At 59.7% G+C, this 16630-nt stretch carries 17 protein-coding genes; 6 read left to right on the forward strand and 11 right to left on the reverse strand.

Features of this window, described 5'->3' with window-relative positions; genetic code table 11:
• Positions 1 to 54: 54 nt before the first annotated feature.
• The 8 genes from GZ093_RS10805 to GZ093_RS10840 all read right to left on the reverse strand — a co-directional run bounded on the left by GZ093_RS10805 (position 55) and on the right by GZ093_RS10840 (position 8374).
• On the reverse strand, positions 55 to 462 hold the full coding sequence (locus GZ093_RS10805; protein WP_296485784.1) for an AAA family ATPase: 408 nt from the start codon (positions 460 to 462) through the stop codon (positions 55 to 57).
• A 347-nt stretch (positions 463 to 809) separates the two neighbouring features.
• Entirely contained in the window at positions 810 to 2060 is a 1251-nt protein-coding gene (locus GZ093_RS10810; protein WP_296485786.1) for an acyl-CoA dehydrogenase family protein, read from the reverse strand.
• A 61-nt stretch (positions 2061 to 2121) separates the two neighbouring features.
• The gene (locus GZ093_RS10815) at positions 2122 to 3207 is read right to left on the reverse strand and encodes a phosphotransferase (RefSeq protein WP_296485788.1); all 1086 of its coding nucleotides are present in this window, start codon (positions 3205 to 3207) and stop codon (positions 2122 to 2124) included.
• 20 nt (positions 3208 to 3227) lie between these two features.
• Positions 3228 to 3947, reverse strand: a complete 720-nt coding sequence (locus GZ093_RS10820; protein WP_011465598.1) for a Crp/Fnr family transcriptional regulator — start codon at positions 3945 to 3947, stop codon at positions 3228 to 3230.
• A 101-nt stretch (positions 3948 to 4048) separates the two neighbouring features.
• A complete protein-coding gene (gene pssA / locus GZ093_RS10825; protein ID WP_296485794.1) occupies positions 4049 to 4861 on the reverse strand; it encodes a CDP-diacylglycerol--serine O-phosphatidyltransferase in 813 nt (270 codons plus the stop codon).
• A gap of 70 nt (positions 4862 to 4931) precedes the next feature.
• Positions 4932 to 5948, reverse strand: a complete 1017-nt coding sequence (gene ilvC / locus GZ093_RS10830) for a ketol-acid reductoisomerase (protein ID WP_296485796.1) — start codon at positions 5946 to 5948, stop codon at positions 4932 to 4934.
• Between the two features lie 21 nt (positions 5949 to 5969).
• Positions 5970 to 6461, reverse strand: a complete 492-nt coding sequence (gene ilvN / locus GZ093_RS10835; protein ID WP_296485798.1) for an acetolactate synthase small subunit — start codon at positions 6459 to 6461, stop codon at positions 5970 to 5972.
• An 89-nt stretch (positions 6462 to 6550) separates the two neighbouring features.
• Positions 6551 to 8374, reverse strand: coding sequence for an acetolactate synthase 3 catalytic subunit (locus GZ093_RS10840; RefSeq protein ID WP_296485800.1), 1824 nt, complete (start codon positions 8372 to 8374; stop codon positions 6551 to 6553).
• A gap of 283 nt (positions 8375 to 8657) precedes the next feature.
• Here GZ093_RS10840 and GZ093_RS10845 point away from each other — a divergent pair, with 283 nt between their 5' ends.
• The 4 genes from GZ093_RS10845 to GZ093_RS10860 are packed head-to-tail and all read left to right on the forward strand — an operon-like array spanning position 8658 to position 10879.
• Entirely contained in the window at positions 8658 to 9224 is a 567-nt protein-coding gene (locus GZ093_RS10845) for an RNA polymerase sigma factor (protein ID WP_296485802.1), read from the forward strand.
• The gene (locus GZ093_RS10850; RefSeq protein ID WP_296485804.1) at positions 9221 to 9658 is read left to right on the forward strand and encodes a DUF3619 family protein; all 438 of its coding nucleotides are present in this window, start codon (positions 9221 to 9223) and stop codon (positions 9656 to 9658) included. The genes GZ093_RS10845 and GZ093_RS10850 overlap by 4 nt, the downstream gene beginning before the upstream one ends.
• 9 nt (positions 9659 to 9667) lie before the next feature.
• Positions 9668 to 10390 (forward strand): DUF3106 domain-containing protein, encoded by a 723-nt coding sequence (locus tag GZ093_RS10855; RefSeq protein WP_296485805.1) that lies wholly within the window; start codon positions 9668 to 9670, stop codon positions 10388 to 10390.
• A gap of 6 nt (positions 10391 to 10396) precedes the next feature.
• Positions 10397 to 10879 carry an RDD family protein gene (locus tag GZ093_RS10860; RefSeq protein WP_296485808.1) on the forward strand — a complete coding sequence of 161 codons (483 nt, stop codon included), beginning with the start codon at positions 10397 to 10399 and terminating at the stop codon, positions 10877 to 10879.
• 26 nt (positions 10880 to 10905) lie between these two features.
• Here GZ093_RS10860 and GZ093_RS10865 read toward each other — a convergent pair whose 3' ends face one another.
• A complete protein-coding gene (locus GZ093_RS10865; RefSeq protein WP_296485810.1) occupies positions 10906 to 11199 on the reverse strand; it encodes a DUF4389 domain-containing protein in 294 nt (97 codons plus the stop codon).
• Positions 11200 to 11210: 11 nt separating this feature from the next.
• Positions 11211 to 12194, reverse strand: a complete 984-nt coding sequence (locus tag GZ093_RS10870; RefSeq protein WP_296485857.1) for an LLM class flavin-dependent oxidoreductase — start codon at positions 12192 to 12194, stop codon at positions 11211 to 11213.
• Between the two features lie 139 nt (positions 12195 to 12333).
• Between GZ093_RS10870 and GZ093_RS10875 the strand changes: the two genes are divergently transcribed.
• Positions 12334 to 14754, forward strand: coding sequence for an ATP-binding protein (locus GZ093_RS10875; protein ID WP_296485812.1), 2421 nt, complete (start codon positions 12334 to 12336; stop codon positions 14752 to 14754).
• Between the two features lie 36 nt (positions 14755 to 14790).
• Here GZ093_RS10875 and GZ093_RS10880 read toward each other — a convergent pair whose 3' ends face one another.
• On the reverse strand, positions 14791 to 15681 hold the full coding sequence (locus GZ093_RS10880; RefSeq protein WP_296485814.1) for a dienelactone hydrolase family protein: 891 nt from the start codon (positions 15679 to 15681) through the stop codon (positions 14791 to 14793).
• Between the two features lie 156 nt (positions 15682 to 15837).
• Between GZ093_RS10880 and GZ093_RS10885 the strand changes: the two genes are divergently transcribed.
• Positions 15838 to 16620, forward strand: coding sequence for an SDR family oxidoreductase (locus GZ093_RS10885; protein ID WP_296485816.1), 783 nt, complete (start codon positions 15838 to 15840; stop codon positions 16618 to 16620).
• Positions 16621 to 16630 lie beyond the last annotated feature (10 nt).

The following is a 16630-nucleotide window of genomic DNA, read 5'->3' on the forward strand; positions in this document are numbered from 1 at the left end:
TGATCGCGCAGATCAAAACGTAGACAGAACGCGGAACCGCATTTGTCGGGTCCGTCACAGGGGAAAATCGGTTTTTTGAGGGAGGAACTTCAGGCTAGCGTGCCGACGCAGCAGTTCTTGCTGCAAGGTCGCCAGCTTGCCTTCCATGGATTCGCTCAAGCCGGTCAGGCCCAGATCACGCGCGATGGCCGCAATGATCTCGTCGCGGCTGAAGCAGGGGTTGGCCAGATAGACTGCACAAACCTCAGCCCCCAGCCGACTGATCATCAGGCGTGCCAGCAAGGTCTTGCCGCTGCCCACTTCCGCCACCAGCGTGATGATGCCTTCATCATGCGCCGCCACATGCAGCAAGGCCGAGAGAATGTCGCCCCTGCGCCCGCCCGAAAAGAAGAAATCCAGGTCCGGCGTGATCTGGAATGGTGGTTTGCACAGACCGAAGTGGTCGAGGTAGAGCGATGACATGGGGCTAGTGTAGGGTCTGCAAACCTACCCATCAAACAACACTGGCGTTGTCAACCGAAACGATCAATAAATATGCACTTTGACGTCGCCGGCGCTTGGGTAAGTGGGCCATGTGATCTCACTCGGCTTTGGACAGAATTCTGTCCGCCGGCTCGACTGGACTCGTGTTTAGAGCCTCTCTGACGCCACAGGTCAAACCCAAAATAGCCGACCTGAGCATCTCCGCTAATTTATATAAAATAGAGACCTAGCCCACGTTGGGTAAGCTTATACAGCTATTTATTTAGGAGTAAATGGCAATCTGTGCGCGCAGCGGCTGCGCCTGAACCGCTGCGCGCCAGGGGCGATCAAGCTGATTTTGGCGTGGTCATGTACTTGCGCAATTCCTGCTTGGCGATGGCGTTGCGGTGCACTTCGTCTGGCCCATCGGCAAAGCGCAGCGTGCGGGCGTTGGTGTAGGCATAAGCCAGCGGGAAGTCATCGCACATGCCGGCGCCGCCGTGCGCCTGCATCGCCCAGTCGATCACCTGGCAGGCCATGCTCGGCGCCACGACCTTGATCATGGCGATCTCGTTCTTGGCAAATTTGTTGCCCGCCACGTCCATCATCCAGGAGGCCTTGAGGGTGAGCAGACGAGCCATATCGATCTTGCAGCGCGCCTCGGCAATGCGTTCCTGCGTCACGGTTTGTGCGGCAATCGGTTTGCCAAAGGCAACGCGGCTGGCGGCGCGCTTGCACATCAACTCCAGCGCACGCTCGGCCTGGCCAATCAGGCGCATGCAGTGGTGAATGCGACCTGGGCCAAGGCGACCCTGCGCGATTTCAAAACCGCGGCCTTCACCGAGCAGGATGTTGCTGACCGGCACCCGCACGTTTTCAAAAAGCACTTCCATGTGGCCATGCGGCGCGTCGTCATAGCCCATGACATTGAGCGAGCGCACCACCGTGACGCCAGGTGTATTGGAGGGGACCAACACCATGCTTTGCTGGGCATGACGCTCGGCTTGCGGGTTGGTTTTGCCCATGACGATGTGAATGGCGCAACGCGGGTCACCGGCGCCGGAGGTCCACCATTTGCGACCATTGATCACGTAGTCATCGCCGTCGCGCTCCATGCGGGTCTGGATGTTGGTCGCGTCACTCGATGCCACCTCAGGCTCGGTCATGGCAAAGGCCGAGCGAATCTTGCCTTCCAGCAGGGGCTTGAGCCAGCGCGCCTTGTTCTCTTCGGAGCCATAACGGGCAATCGTCTCCATGTTGCCGGTATCCGGGGCCGAGCAGTTGAACACTTCGCTGCTCCACAGCACACGACCCATGATTTCGGCCAGCGGCGCGTATTCCTGGTTGGTCAGACCGGCGCCCTCATAGCCGGAAGCGGCCGCGCTGTCCACGGGCAAAAACAGGTTCCACAAGCCAGCCGCCTGAGCCTTGACTTTGAGACCTTCAATGAGTTCCAGTGGGGTCCAACGCTTCCCCGCGGCGGTGTTGGCCTCAATTTCAGCGTGCCAGGCACCCTCGACGGGATAGATGTAGTCATCCATGAAGGCCTGCAATTTCGCTTGCAGTTCCTTTGTTTTGGGGGAGTAGTCAAAGTCCATGGGATCTCCAGTTGTAGTCGTGGGTGAGGGCGCGGATCGAATCGTTCGCTGTGATGCGGTTTCAGCTCTTCTGTGCAAATTGCCAGGCCATCTGGGCCAGGGGCTTGGCCCCGGCGCCTGAGCTGACTGCCTGCGCGCTGGCGGCGGTGCCCATCTGTGCGCGCTTGGCGATGCCTTGCAAGATGGCGGCAATGCGAAACAGGTTGTAGGCCATGTAGAAGTTCCAGTCGGCCTTGAGGTCATCGGGATTCACCAGCCCCGTGCGCTCGCAGTAGAGGCGGATGTATTCGTCCTCGGTCGGAATGCCCAGGCTCGCCAGATCGATCCCGCCAATGCCGCGAAACGCCCCGGGCGGAATGTGCCAGGCCATGCAGTGGTAGCTGAAATCTGCCAGCGGATGCCCCAGCGTGGACAGTTCCCAGTCCAGCACGGCGATGATTCGCGGCTCGGTCGGGTGAAACATCAGGTTGTCCAGGCGGTAGTCGCCATGCACGATGCTGACCATGTGCTCGGCCCGTGCCATGGCCGGAATGTGCTGCGGCAGCCAGGTCATGAGTTGGTCCATCTCAGGAATGGGCTGAGTAGCGGAGGCGACGTATTGCTTGCTCCAGCGACCTATCTGGCGCTCAAAGTAGTTGCCCGGCTTGCCGTAAAAGGACAGGCCCCGTTCGGCGAACTTGACGCTGTGCAGGGCGGCGATCACGCGGTTCATCTCGTTGTAAATCGCGCCGCGTTCCTGGGTGCTCATGCCAGGCAAGGTCTGGTCCCACAGAATACGCCCTGGCATGAATTCCATCACATAGAAGGCCCGGCCAATGACCGTCTCGTCTTCGCACAGGCAGTACATACGCGGCACCGGCACATCGGTGCCCTGCAAGCCGCTCATCACCGCAAACTCGCGCTCAATGGCGTGCGCCGATGGCAGCAGTTTGGCTACCGGGCCGGGCTTGGCACGCATGACATAGCTTTGCGTCGGCGTGTTGAGCTTGTAGGTGGGGTTGGACTGGCCCCCCTTGAAGGACTCGACGGTCAAGGGGCCCGCAAAGCCCGGCAGGTTCTTGTCCAGCCAGGCGGACAGGGCGACCACATCAAAGGCCTGTTTGTCGGAAACGGCCTGCGTGCCGATGAAATGCTCAAAATTGCTCATGGAACTGTGTTTTCTTGGGTTCAGTTATCGGCGTCTGCAATCAGCATCAGGGCGTCGCGGTTGCGAATGACCAGACCACCCGGTTCGATACGGATGGTTTCCTCCCGCTCCATCGACTTGAGTTCCTGATTGACACGTTGGCGCGAAGCGCCCAGCAATTGCGCCAGTTCTTCCTGTGCCAATTGCAGGCCGATGCGCATTTCGCGCCCGTCGCTGAGCGAGGGCACGCCGTAGCTGCGCACCAGGTGCAACAACTGCTTGGCAAGCCGTGCGCGCAGCGGCAGGGTATTGAGGTCCTCCACCAGACCGTACAACTGGCGGATGCGACGGGCGTGCAGGCGCAAAAGGGCTTCGTAGAGTTCGGCATGGTGCGCCAGAATCTTTTTGAAATCGGCTTTCGCGACACATAAAATGGTGGTCTCGCCGTGGGCGTAGGCATCGTGGGTGCGTCGGTCGCCGTCGAAGATCGCCACATCGCCGAACCAGATGCCCGGCTCTACATAGGTCAGCGTGATCTGCTTGCCCGAAATGGAGGTGGAGCTGACGCGCACCGCGCCGCGCGCACAGGCAATCCATTCTTCCGGCGGCTCGCCGCGGGCAGTGATCAGTTCGCCGTCCTTGTATCGTTTGACGTAAGCGCATCGCAGAATATCGTGTCGCAGGGAAGGCGACAGGGTTGAAAACCAGCGACCGGAATTGATCGCTGCGCGTTCGTCGATGGTAAGGATGGGTTCTTCCATAGTCTGTCCTTTGGGTGACTGCCAAGCGCTTCATTGTCACGTGGGGGACGAGCGCTAGCGCCCAGGCTTGTCGCCTGCGTGTCTGCCCCCGACTTCATTGCCTAATGAAGTCCTCTTTCATCCGGTTCGTCCGTCGACGTGCTGATGACGCTGGTCTGCAGACCTTTGGCCTTGCGCCAAGCGTAGATGACGTAGCCGCTCAGGCCATACGCCACAAACAGGCCAAACATCACGAGCGGCGGATCGATGTTGATCACTGCAATGCCCAGGGCAATCAGCACAATCACGACGAACGGCACGCTCTTTTTCATGTGCACATCCTTGAAGCTGTAAAACGGCACATTGGTCACCATGGTCAGCCCGGCATACAAGGCCAGCGCAAATGTGGGCCATGCCACGCTGGCACCTGTGATGCCCATGTCGGTCATGACCCAGATGAACCCGGCCAGCAAGGCGGCGGCGGCCGGCGACGGCAAGCCCTGAAAATAGCGCTTGTCCACCACTGCGGTGTTGACGTTGAAGCGCGCCAGCCGCAAGGCGCCGCACGCGCAATAGACAAAGGCAGCAATCCATCCCCAGCGTCCCAGGCCCTTCAGAGCCCAGACATAGGAGATGATGGCGGGCGCGGCACCAAAGGACACCATATCCGAGAGCGAATCCATCTGCTCGCCAAAAGCGCTTTGCGTGTTGGTCATGCGCGCGATGCGACCGTCGAGGCTGTCGAGCACCATGGCACAAAAAACACCGATGGCCGCCAGGTCAAAGCGGCCGCTGATGGCCATGACAATGGCGTAAAAACCGCCAAAAAGCGCCGCCAGCGTGAACAGGTTGGGCAGAACATAAATGCCCTTGCGGCGCTTTCTCACCACGATGGCGTCGCCTTGCGCGAAGTCTGAATCGTTTCCGTCATGCATAGAATGGGTCTCCTGACCTTCATAGTAACAAAGGCCACTGAAGTGGCCTTTGTTGGGAGCGTCGTACGCCTTAGTTGCGGGTCGGGTCGACCAGTTTGTTCTTCTTGATCCAAGGCATCATGGCACGGAGCTTTTCGCCCACTTGCTCAATTTGGTGCTCGGAAGTCAAGCGGCGACGGCTCAACAGGGTCGGCGCGCCGGCCTTGTTTTCCAGGATGAAGCTTTTCGCGTATTCGCCGGTCTGGATGTCTTTCAGGCACTGGCGCATGGCGTCCTTGCTGGCGCTGGTAATGATCTTGGGGCCAGTGACGTATTCACCGTACTCGGCGTTGTTGGAGATGGAGTAGTTCATGTTGGCGATGCCGCCTTCATAAATCATGTCCACAATCAGCTTGAGTTCGTGCAGGCACTCAAAGTAGGCCATCTCAGGGGCATAACCGGCCTCGACCAGGGTTTCAAAACCGGCTTTGATGAGCTCTACTGTGCCGCCGCACAAAACAGCCTGTTCACCGAACAGATCCGTCTCGGTTTCTTCGCGGAAAGTCGTTTCAATAATGCCGGCTTTGCCGCCGCCATTGGCCATCGAATAGCTCAGCGCCAGGTCGCGCGAACGCCCCGACGTGTCTTGATGGATGGCAATCAGGTGCGGTACGCCGCCGCCCTGCGCATAGGTGCCACGCACCGTATGGCCTGGCGCCTTGGGCGCGACCATCCAGACATCCAGATCGGCACGCGGCGTTACCAAGCCGTAATGCACGTTGAAGCCGTGCGCAAACACCAGCGAGGCGCCTTTCTTGATATTGGGCTCAATAGCATTGCTGTAGACCGCTGCAATGTTCTCATCGGGCAACAAGATCATGACCACGTCCGCGGCCTTGACGGCATCTGCTACTTCAGCCACTTTGAGGCCTGCCTTTTCGACCTTGGCCCAGGAAGCACCACCTTTGCGCAAGCCAACTACCACTTTCACGCCGCTGTCGTTCAGATTCTGGGCGTGGGCATGGCCCTGGCTGCCGTAGCCAATGATCGCAACCGTTTTGCCTTTGATCAGGCTCAGATCACAGTCCTTGTCGTAAAAAACTTTCATATCTCTCTCCGTTGTAAAAAATTAAACTCGCAAAATACGTTCGCCGCGACCGATGCCGCTCGACCCGGTGCGAACGGTTTCCAATATGGCACCCCGCTCAATAGCCAGCAAGAACGCGTCGTTCTTTGTCTGATCGCCGGTCAATTCTATGGTGTAGCTTTTCTCCGTGACGTCAATGATGCGGCCGCGGAAAATGTCCGCCATGCGCTTCATTTCTTCGCGCTCCTTGCCCACTGCACGCACTTTCACCATCATCAACTCACGCTCGGTGTAAGCCCCTTCAGTCAGATCAACGACCTTGACCACCTCAATCAGGCGGTTCAAATGCTTGGTGATCTGTTCGATGACTTCGTCAGACCCAGTGGTTTGAATCGTCATGCGCGACAAGCTGGCATCTTCCGTGGGTGCAACGGTCAGTGACTCGATGTTGTAACCACGTGCCGAAAAAAGACCGACCACGCGCGACAGCGCGCCGGGCTCATTTTCCAATAGGACTGCAATGATGTGTTTCATAGTGTGTGATTCCTCTTTTCGTCGCCCTACCCCTGGGGCGGTAACCCCAGGGCTTGGCAAACAATAGATTCGTCCAAAGTTAAGGTGGATTAAAGATCTTCAGAGCCAAGCAACATCTCGGTAAGGCCCTTACCGGCTTTCACCATGGGAAACACGTTCTCGGTGGGATCGGTGCGGATGTCCATGAAAACGGTGCGGTCCTTGAGCTTGCGCGCTTCGCGCAGGGCCGGCTCCACGTCTTGCGCGCGCTCGATCAGCATGCCGACGTGGCCATAGGCTTCAGCCAGTTTCACGAAGTTGGGCAGCGCGTCCATGTAACTGTGGCTGTAGCGACCTTCGTATTCAACTTCTTGCCATTGGCGCACCATGCCAAGGTAACGGTTGTTGAGAGACAGAATTTTGATCGGGGTGTTGTACTGCAAGCAGGTGGAGAGCTCCTGAATGCACATCTGCACCGAGCCGTCGCCCGTGATGCAATACACCTCGCTGTCGGGCTTGGCCATTTTGATGCCCATGGCATAGGGAATGCCCACGCCCATGGTGCCCAGGCCGCCGGAATTGATCCAGCGCCGTGGCTCGTCGAAGCGGTAGTACTGCGCCGCCCACATCTGGTGTTGCCCCACGTCGGAGGTGATGTACGTATCCGCATCCTTGGTCATATTCCAGAGCGTTTCAATGACGAACTGCGGCTTGATGACATCGTTCTTGCCGTGGTCGTATTTGAGGCAATCGCGCTTGCGCCAGCCTTCAATCGTGTCCCACCAGGCGCCCAGGGCGTCGCCATCGGGCTTGGTTGCACCTTCCTTGATCATGGCGATCATCTCGGTCAGCACCTCTTTGACGTCGCCCACGATGGGAATATCAACTTTGACGCGTTTGGAGATGCTCGACGGATCGATGTCGATGTGAATGATCTTGCGTTCATTTTGGGCGAAGTGCTTGGGGTTGCCGATGACACGGTCGTCAAAGCGGGCGCCGATGGCCAGCAACACGTCGCAATGTTGCATCGCGCTGTTGGCCTCGATCGTCCCGTGCATGCCCAGCATGCCGAGGAATTTCTTGTCACTGGCCGGGTAGGCGCCCAAGCCCATCAGGGTGTTGGTGCAAGGGTAGCCCAGCATATCAACCAGCGCGCGCAACTCGGCGGTGGCGTTGCTGAGTAGCACGCCGCCACCGGTGTAGATAAAAGGCCGCTTGGCCGCCAGCAGCAGTTGCAGGGCCTTTCGGATCTGCCCGCCATGACCCTTGCGCACCGGGTTATAGGAGCGCATCTCCACCGTGGCAGGGTAGCCCGCGTAATGCACTTTCTTGAAAGAAACGTCTTTCGGGATATCGACCAGCACCGGGCCAGGTCGCCCGCTGCGCGCGATGTGAAAAGCCTTCTTCATGGTCTCGGCCAGATCGCGTGCGTCCTTGACCAGGAAATTATGTTTGACGACCGGGCGTGTGATGCCCACGGCGTCGCACTCCTGAAAAGCGTCCATGCCGATGGCACTGGTGGGTACTTGCCCCGACACAATCACCATCGGGATGCTGTCCATATAGGCTGTGGCAATGCCGGTCACCGCGTTCGTGACACCGGGCCCGGAGGTCACCAGGGCGACGCCGACCTCGCCGGTGGCGCGCGCGTAGCCATCGGCTGCGTGAACTGCCGCCTGCTCGTGGCGCACCAGAATGTGCTGCATGGTGTCCTGCTTGTACAGTGCGTCGTAAATATGCAGCACGGCGCCGCCGGGATAACCCCAGATGTATTTCACGCCTTCGGCCTGCAAGGCTTTGACGAGAATCTCGGCACCCCGCAGTTCGTGCTCGTCTGAAGCAACAACGGGTGAGTTGACTGGGGTCGTGGGTGTTTGGCTGTTTGCTGCGGACTTGGCCGCTGCCGAAGCGCTTCGGGCTTTTGATAATTCCATGATGAACCTTTGTGAATTTCTCTGACGAAAAACCTTGGGTGCTCCTTCGCAAACACTTGTGGGGAACTTAAAGCCAAAGCCATGGGCGCAGTGATTCTTGCGCCGGACCGTGACCCGTTTGCCTTTTAATTTGCAAGGCGCATTATGGCATTGGAGCCATTGGATGCTGTGCCCGTTGCCGTAAAGGCAAGTCACTGGGTGAGATAATTCGCGGTTTTGACGCTTCGTCAACCGGTTTCCATCGCTTTTCAACGCCTCACCACCGCCGCAAGGCAGACACCTCTTGGCCACTGAACAAGAACTTTCCGACTTTCTGAAAGGCGTTGAAAAGCGCGCTTTCAAGCGATCGGTTTACCATGTCCGCAACGTGGAATCTGCGCTTGACATTGTGCAAGACAGCATGATGAAGCTGTCCATGCATTATGGGGACAAGCCGGCGGCCGAGTTGCCGATGCTGTTTCAGCGCATTCTGTCGAACTGCACGCTCGACTGGTTTCGCCGCCAAAAGACCCGCACGGCGCTGTTCTCCAACATGAGTGATTTTGAATCGGCGGGCGAAGATGGCGATTTTGACCTTCTGGAAACTTTAAACACACTGAGCCACTCAGACCAGACGGAAAGCGCGGAGACATCCACCCAGCGGGCACAGACCTTGCGTGAAATTGAAAGCGAAATCCAGGAGCTGCCAGGGCGTCAACGCGAAGCCTTCCTGATGCGTTACTGGGAGGAGTTGGACGTGGCAGAGACTGCTGCGGCTATGGGGTGTTCGCAGGGCAGTGTCAAAACGCACTGTTCGCGGGCAGTTCAGGCTCTCGGCAAAGCCTTGAGGGCGAAGGGAATCACACTATGAGCAATTCGGATCAATATCAAAATCAATTAGCACAAGATCGTTTGGGTTTGCGCATCACCGCGCGCTTGTCGGAGGCCGCCGACAGTCTTCCCCATGACATCTCGGAGCGCCTGCGCGCGGCTCGGGTGCAGGCCGTGGGCCAACGCAAGGTGGCGCCCAAGCAGGCGGTGACCCGCTTGGCGGTGTCGGGTAGCGCTGGGAGCGTCACGTTGGGCCAAGAGCACGTCGGCTGGTGGGGTCGGTTGGCTGCGGCTCTTCCACTGGTGGCCCTGGTTATGGGCCTGATCGCCATCGATGTCATTCAGGATGACAACCGTGCCAGCGAGTTGGCCGAAATTGACGCAGCGCTGCTGACTGATGACTTGCCGCCATCCGCCTATGCCGACCCGGGGTTTTCCCAGTTTCTCAAAATCAATTCCGTTCAGGAGCGGTAAATTTCACTTATGTCGAGCTTCACGCGTGTTAGCAGCCGGCTCAGTGGCCCATTCACGACCGGTGTGCTGCGTTTTGGTGCCATTCTTTGCTTCCTGGCGTTGAGCATAGTCACCTCTGACGCTTTGGCCCAGGGTGTGGCAGCCACGCCCCTGCAGGCCACCTCGGCCGTCAAGCGGGTCAACCCGCCAGCAGTGACCAAAGCGTCAAATACCCCGATGACGTCTTCTCAACCGACCTGGCAAGATTTGACGCCCGCACAACAGGTGTCGCTCAGGCCGCTGGCGGCCCACTGGAGTTCTCTGGACAGTGCCCGAAAGCGCAAATGGATCGCCTTGGCCGCGAATTATTCAGCCCTGGCGCCGCCAGAGCAGGCCAAGCTGCACAGTCGCATGACCGAGTGGGCGTCGCTCAGCCCAAAACAGCGCGACCAGGCCCGGTTGAACTTTGCCCAATCAAAGCAGATCAGTGCGACCCAGAAGGCCGCCACTTGGGAAGCCTACCAAGCGCTCAGTCCTGAAGAAAAACAAAAAATGGCGAAGTCAGCCCCGCCCAAGCCCGCTGGTGCGGCAACCGCTGCCAAGCCTGTCGCGCCTGACAAGTTGACCAAGATTCCCTTGCGCAAGCCAACAACAAGGCAAGCGTCTGAGGTCCCTGCCATCAGTCAATCAGTGAATCGCAATACCCTGTTGCCGCAGACCAAGCCGCTGCCTCAGCCAAAGCCCACGCAGTAAAACTGAATGGAAACCCCGTCTCTGGCCCGGCGCATGGCCTGCTGGCTCTATGAGGGCATGCTGATATTTGGCGTGGTCTTCATCGCCGGCTACCTGTTCGGCACCCTGAGTCAAACGCGCAATGCGATGGACAACCGGCATGCGTTGCAGGCGTTTCTATTTGTCGTTTTTGGCATCTATTTCGTCTGGTTCTGGGCCAAAGGTCAAACCCTGGCCATGAAAACCTGGAACATCCAGGTGGTGGATCGTGCCGGTCAGCCCATCACGCAGGCGCGTGCTTTGCTGCGCTATGTGCTCAGCTGGCTCTGGTTTTTGCCAGCCTTGGCGGCCGTTGCCCCCTTCAAACTGTCTGGCGCTGAATCTGCCGTGATCGTGGCTGGCTGGGTGGTAATTTGGGCAATTTTGAGCCGCCTGCAACCGCAGCAACAGTTCTGGCACGACGTGCTGGCAGGGACACGACTGGTGTCAAAGCCACGCTCGAATCGGTAACAGTTCCGGTGCGACTGGCTTCGAATTCACTTGGACATCAACTGATCGCTCGCGGGCCAGTCGGTAAATGGAAATGGCAGCTCTTCCGACGCAAAGCTGACAAAGTTTGCATTCTGAGCCTGGTAGCGTCCCAAACTGCGACCAAACGCCGACAAGCGCGGGTTGGGTGTTTCGCTGACCAGCACCAGAATGAACTGGATGATCGCCACGAATAACAGCAGGGTGCTCGCCAATTGGTAGGCCACAGCCATCAAAATCATCAACAGGCCTCGCATCCAGATGCTGCGCGGGGCTTTGGTCTCAGTCGAATCGTCGCTCATGGTCGCTCCTTTCAATCAGAAAAAATGCCGGACGTGATCTCGTAGGAGCGCAGTCGCGCCGCATGGTCAAAAATCTGCGACGTGATCATCAGCTCATCGGCGCCGGTACGTTCAATGAAGGCGTTGAGGCTGGCGCGCACCGTGCCCGGTGCCCCAATGGCCGAGCATGACAAGACGCTCTCCAGCAAGGCACGCTCCGCCGGGCCCACGCGATTGGGGTAGTCGGCGATTGGCGGGGGCAGTCGGGCCGGGCGACCGCTGCGCAGGTTCACAAAAGCTTGCTGCATGGAGGTGGCTTGTAATGCTGCTTCTGCGTCGCTGTTGGCGGCGAACACGTTAAAGCCCAGCATGACATAGGGTTTGGCCAACTGCTTTGATGGCCGGAAGTTGGCCCGGTACAGCGCCACTGCCTGCATCATCTGCTGCGGCGCAAAGTGTGAGGCAAAGGCATAAGGCAGACCCAACACGGCGGCCAGTTCGGCGCCAAACAGGCTCGAGCCGAGAATCCAGATCGGCACATTCAAACCCTGGCCCGGCACGGCGTGCACCGGATTCATCGATTCCGGCGAAAAATAATCCATCAGCTCAATCACATCGCGTGGGAACTGGTCCGGGTCCGAGCCCAGATTTCGGCGCAGGGCGCGCGCGGTGGTCTGGTCTGAACCAGGCGCGCGGCCCAGCCCGAGGTCAATGCGGCCCGGGTAGAGCGACTCCAGCGTGCCAAACTGCTCGGCAATGACCAGCGGCGAATGGTTGGGCAGCATGATGCCGCCAGCTCCGACCCGAATGCTGGTGGTGCCACCTGCCACATGGCCGATCAGCACGGCGGTGGCTGCGCTGGCAATTCCGGGCATGCCGTGATGCTCGGCCAGCCAGTAGCGCTGGTAGCCCCAGGCTTCAGCGCGGCGGGCCAAGTCAAGGGTGTGGCGAAACGACTGCGCAGCGTCGCCGCCTTGCACGATAGGGGAGAGGTCGAGGACCGAAAATGGAATCATTCTGACCATATTGGGCCATCCCATGGAAGGACAAGCATGCGCAATGTCAAAACCTTTGTCGCCAATGTCGTCAAACTGCCAATCAAACGCGCCAGCCATCTGACATTTGATGAACGCCAACCCGCGAGCTTTGACCACCATGGCTATTTGCACTCTGACTCCCGGCGATCTTCGCGTCACCATCGCGGCTGAATCCCTCGGCTTCTCAGACACTTCTGAGCTGATGCAGCACCCGCTGCCCTGGATTGGGCAGGCACGGGCTCAAACGGCCGCGCGCTTCGGTCTGGGTATGGCGCAACCCGACTACAACCTGTTTGTGCTGGGTGAGGTGGGCAGCGGGCGGTCTTCTTTATTGCAGCAGTTGATGGTTGAGGTAGCTGCCAGCAAGGCGGTGCCGCCCGACTTGTGCTTCCTGCACAACTTTGACACGCCTGACAGACCCCGTGCGCTGCGCCTGCCACCCGGACAAGGGCGCCTGTTGCGCCAGCTGATGATGCAGATGTGCAAGACGCTGCAAAAGGAAATACCCCAGCGGCTCGATGGACCCGACTTCAAGGCCGAGAGCGCCCACATTGAAAAAATGTACAAGGTCGAACAAGCCAAGGCCTATGCCGAACTCGACGCCTTCGCCGAGGCCCGAAGCTTTGCCCTGTACCGGGAGAATGGACATTTGGTGTTCACCTTGCTGGGTGACAAAGGCAACGCACTGACCGAAGCCGAGGCGCGCTCCTTGCCCAAAGAGCGCCGGGCACAGATCGACCAGTCTGAGCAGGAATTGCGTGAAGAAATCGCCCGCTTTCTGGACAAGACCCGCCCCATAGAGCGCGTCAAGAATGAAGGCCTGGACGCCCTGCGGCGTCAGGTCGCCCGGCCGCTGCTGGAACGCGAAGTGCAAGACATTCGTGCCAGCCTGGACAAGCAGACCCAGGAAGCAGCCCCGCTGGGCGACTATCTGGCGCAGGTGATCAAGGATGTGCTGGACAACCTGGATTTGTTCCGGCCCTCCGATGAAGATGAAGAGTTGCGCATAGAGGAACTGGCCGCCGTTCTGTCCCGCTACCGGGTGAACCTGTTGGTGGACAACGAGGGCGTGAGGGGGGCGCCGGTGCTCGTCGAGGACAATCCGTCGTTCCATGCGCTGTTTGGCAGCATTGAGTACCAGCCCGAAGAAGATGTGCTGGTGACCGATTTCTCCCATATCCGAGCGGGCAGCCTGCTCAAGGCGCATGGCGGCTTCTTGCTGCTGCATGTGCGCGACCTGCTGGCCGACGAATTGGTGTGGGAGAAGTTGCGGCGCTTCACGCGCAGCGGCCGCTTGCAGATTGAAGAGCCGAGCCAGATGTTCACGCCAATGGCGGCCGTGTCACTGGCACCCGAGGCGGTGGATGTGGACGTCAAGATTGTGCTGATCGGCTCCACCGAGCAGTACTACGAATTGCAGGAGGCCGACCCCGAGTTTGCGCGGCGTTTTCGCGTCAAGGTGGACTTTGCCGAGAGCTTTTTGGCGAATGCCAAGACCTATAACGCCTCCGCCGTTTTTGTGGCCCACACAGCGGCTCGCTTGGGTTTGCCGCATTTTTCGGCTTCAGCAGTGGCGCGTCTGCTGGAGGATTCGCACCGCGAAGTGGACGACCAGTTGCGCCAGAGCGCGATCTTCGCCCACACCGAGGCTTTGGTGATCGAAGCCGCCACGGTGTGCCGCATGCGCGCGGGCACGCTGGTTGAAGCCGCCGACATTGAGTCCGCCTTGCAGGCGCGCAAGCTGCGCCACGACTACCCGGACCAGCGCATGCAGGAAGCCATCACAGAGGGTGAGTGGCTGATCAGCCTGCAGGGCGAGAAAATCGGTCAGCTCAACGGCCTGTCGCAAATCGACCTGGGTGACTACCGCTTTGGCGTTCCGGTGCGGGTGACGGCGCGCACCTATGCCGGCAGTGAGGGCCTGCTCAACATCGAGCGCGAGGTGGAAATGTCCGGCCCCATCCACGACAAGGGCGTGCTCATCCTGCACAGTTATCTGTCGGCACTGTTTGCCCACATTGCGCCGCTGGCGCTCAATGCCTCCATCGTGTTTGAGCAGGAGTATCACGGCATCGAGGGGGATTCGGCCTCGTGCGCCGAACTGTATGCGGTGCTGTCGTCGCTCTCTGGCTTGCCGCTCAAGCAGGGCATTGCCGTTACCGGTGCGGTCAATCAGCATGGGGAAGTGTTGCCGGTGGGCGGGGTCAACGAGAAGGTCGAGGGCTACTTCCGCATCTGTGAAAAAGCCGGGCTCGATGGCAGGCAAGGGGTGCTGATCCCGCAGCGCAACCGGCACCACCTGATGCTGGAGCGCAGCCTAGTCGACGCGGTGGCGCAGGGCCTGTTTCACATCTACACCGCCGAACACGCCAGCGAAGGCATTGCGCTGCTCACGGGATTCTCTTCAGGCATGCCGATGGGCGCGAGTGCTTACGCGCACGACAGTGTGCTGGGCCATGCCCAGAAGACATTGCAGGCCTACCGCCGTGCCTGCCAACTGGCCGATCACCCCAAGCTGCCGCACCGCCGCGCGCGTTGAGGCCTGGACAGCGGCCGGGGTAGCCTCTGGCGCGGTCTAGGCGCGCAGGGTTTTCTCGAAGAACGCCACGGTCCGTTCCCAAGCCAGTTTGGCGCTGGCGGCGTCAAAGCGCGGGGTGGTGTCGTTGTTGAAGCCGTGTTGCGTGCCGGCATACTGATACGCCGTGTAGCGCACCCCAGCGGCCTTGAGCGCGGCCTCATACGCGGGCCAGGCGGCGTTGATGCGCTCGTCGACGCCGGCAAAGTGAATCAGCAGCGGGGCTTTGACCTTGGCTGCATCTTCGGCGGGTGGGTGGTTGCCATAGAACGACACCGCCGCATCCAGCTCGGGCAGCTGCGTGGACAGCACATGCGCCACACCGCCGCCCCAGCAAAAGCCCACCACGCCGAGTTTGCCGTTGCAGTCGGGCCGTTTTTTCAGGTAGCGCGCGCCGGCCAAAAAATCTTCTCGGGTCTTGCCCTGATCGAGCTTCGCAAACAGTTCGCGCGCCTTGTCTTCGTCACCGGGGTAACCGCCCAGCGGGGTCAAGGCGTCCGGGGCAAAGGCCATGAAGCCGTCCAGCGCCAGGCGCCGCGCGATGTCCTCAATGTGGGGGTTGAGGCCGCGGTTTTCATGCGCCACCAGGATGGCGGGCAGCGCGCCGCTGACGTTGGCCGGACGGACCAGGTAACCGTTGACCGTGCCATTGCCAGCCGGGGAGGGGTATGACACGCGCTCGGTCTTGAGCCGCTTGTCGTCTGGGGGTACTTGTTGGGCCTGCGCAAAATTCGGGCTCAGCGCCGTCAGCAACATGCCTGCCGTCATGCCCGCCACGGCAAACTTTTGCGCGCCTTCCAGAAAACCGCGCCGGTCAATGGCGCCATGCACGTAGGCATCAAACAAAATCAGCAGTTCCTGGTCAAAGTCTTGCGCTGTCAGTCGTGTCATGATGAACCTCCAAAAATTAGCAGGATAGCGGCCGCGTCAAATGCTCGCAAGGCGTGCGCACAATACGGATATGCCAGTGGGGTTAAATCCCTGGCCAACCATGCACAATCCTCTGTCTTTTCTCTACATGCTGCAACTCAGCAGCGGCTACCCACCATGACTCAACAAAAACCGGCTAGCAAGCGTGATCCGCAGGGTGCTGCCAAAAGCGTATTCATCACCGGCGCCTCCTCGGGCCTTGGGCGCCAGATGGCGATCGAGTTCTCACGGCGAGGCTACTGCTTGGCACTGACGGCACGCCGCCTGGACGTGCTAAAGGAGCTGCAGGCCGAGTTGGCTGCCAGTGGCGGCGGCCCGGTGTTTGTGGCTGCACTGGACGTGACCGATGAGCTGTCGGTTGTCCAGGTGCTGGCCCAGGCCAGCGCGCAATTGGGTTCGCTCGACATCGTCGTGGCCAATGCCGGCATTGGGCATCATGGCGCCATTGGCAAGCTGCCGTTTGACCGGGTGCGTGACACCATCAATACCAATGTCATCGGTTTCATGGCGACGGTGGACGCCGCCATGCATCAGTTCAAGGCGCAGGGCCACGGCCACCTGGTCGGCATCAGCTCGGTGGCGGCCTTTCGTGGCATGCCCGCTGGCGGCGTTTATGGCGCGTCCAAAGCGGCAGTCACCACGTATCTGGAATCGCTGCGGGCCGAGACCCACAGCAGCCCGATCGTGGTCACCACCCTGTCGCCGGGCTTCATTGACACACCGATCAACCGCGGCGCCAAGAGCCGCCCGTTCGTGATTGGGGTCGAGCGAGGCGGCAAATTACTGGTGGATTTGATTGAGCGCCAGGTTCAGCAGGCGACCGTGCCGCGCTGGCCCTGGAGCGTGGTGGCCAGACTCATGGCGGTGCTGCCGACCTCGGTGATCGCTAAATTGCGATAAAGGCAGAAGC

Origin of the sequence: Rhodoferax sp. (assembly GCF_010365055.1) — a bacterium.
In the GTDB taxonomy this organism is placed as follows: domain Bacteria; phylum Pseudomonadota; class Gammaproteobacteria; order Burkholderiales; family Burkholderiaceae_C; genus Rhodoferax.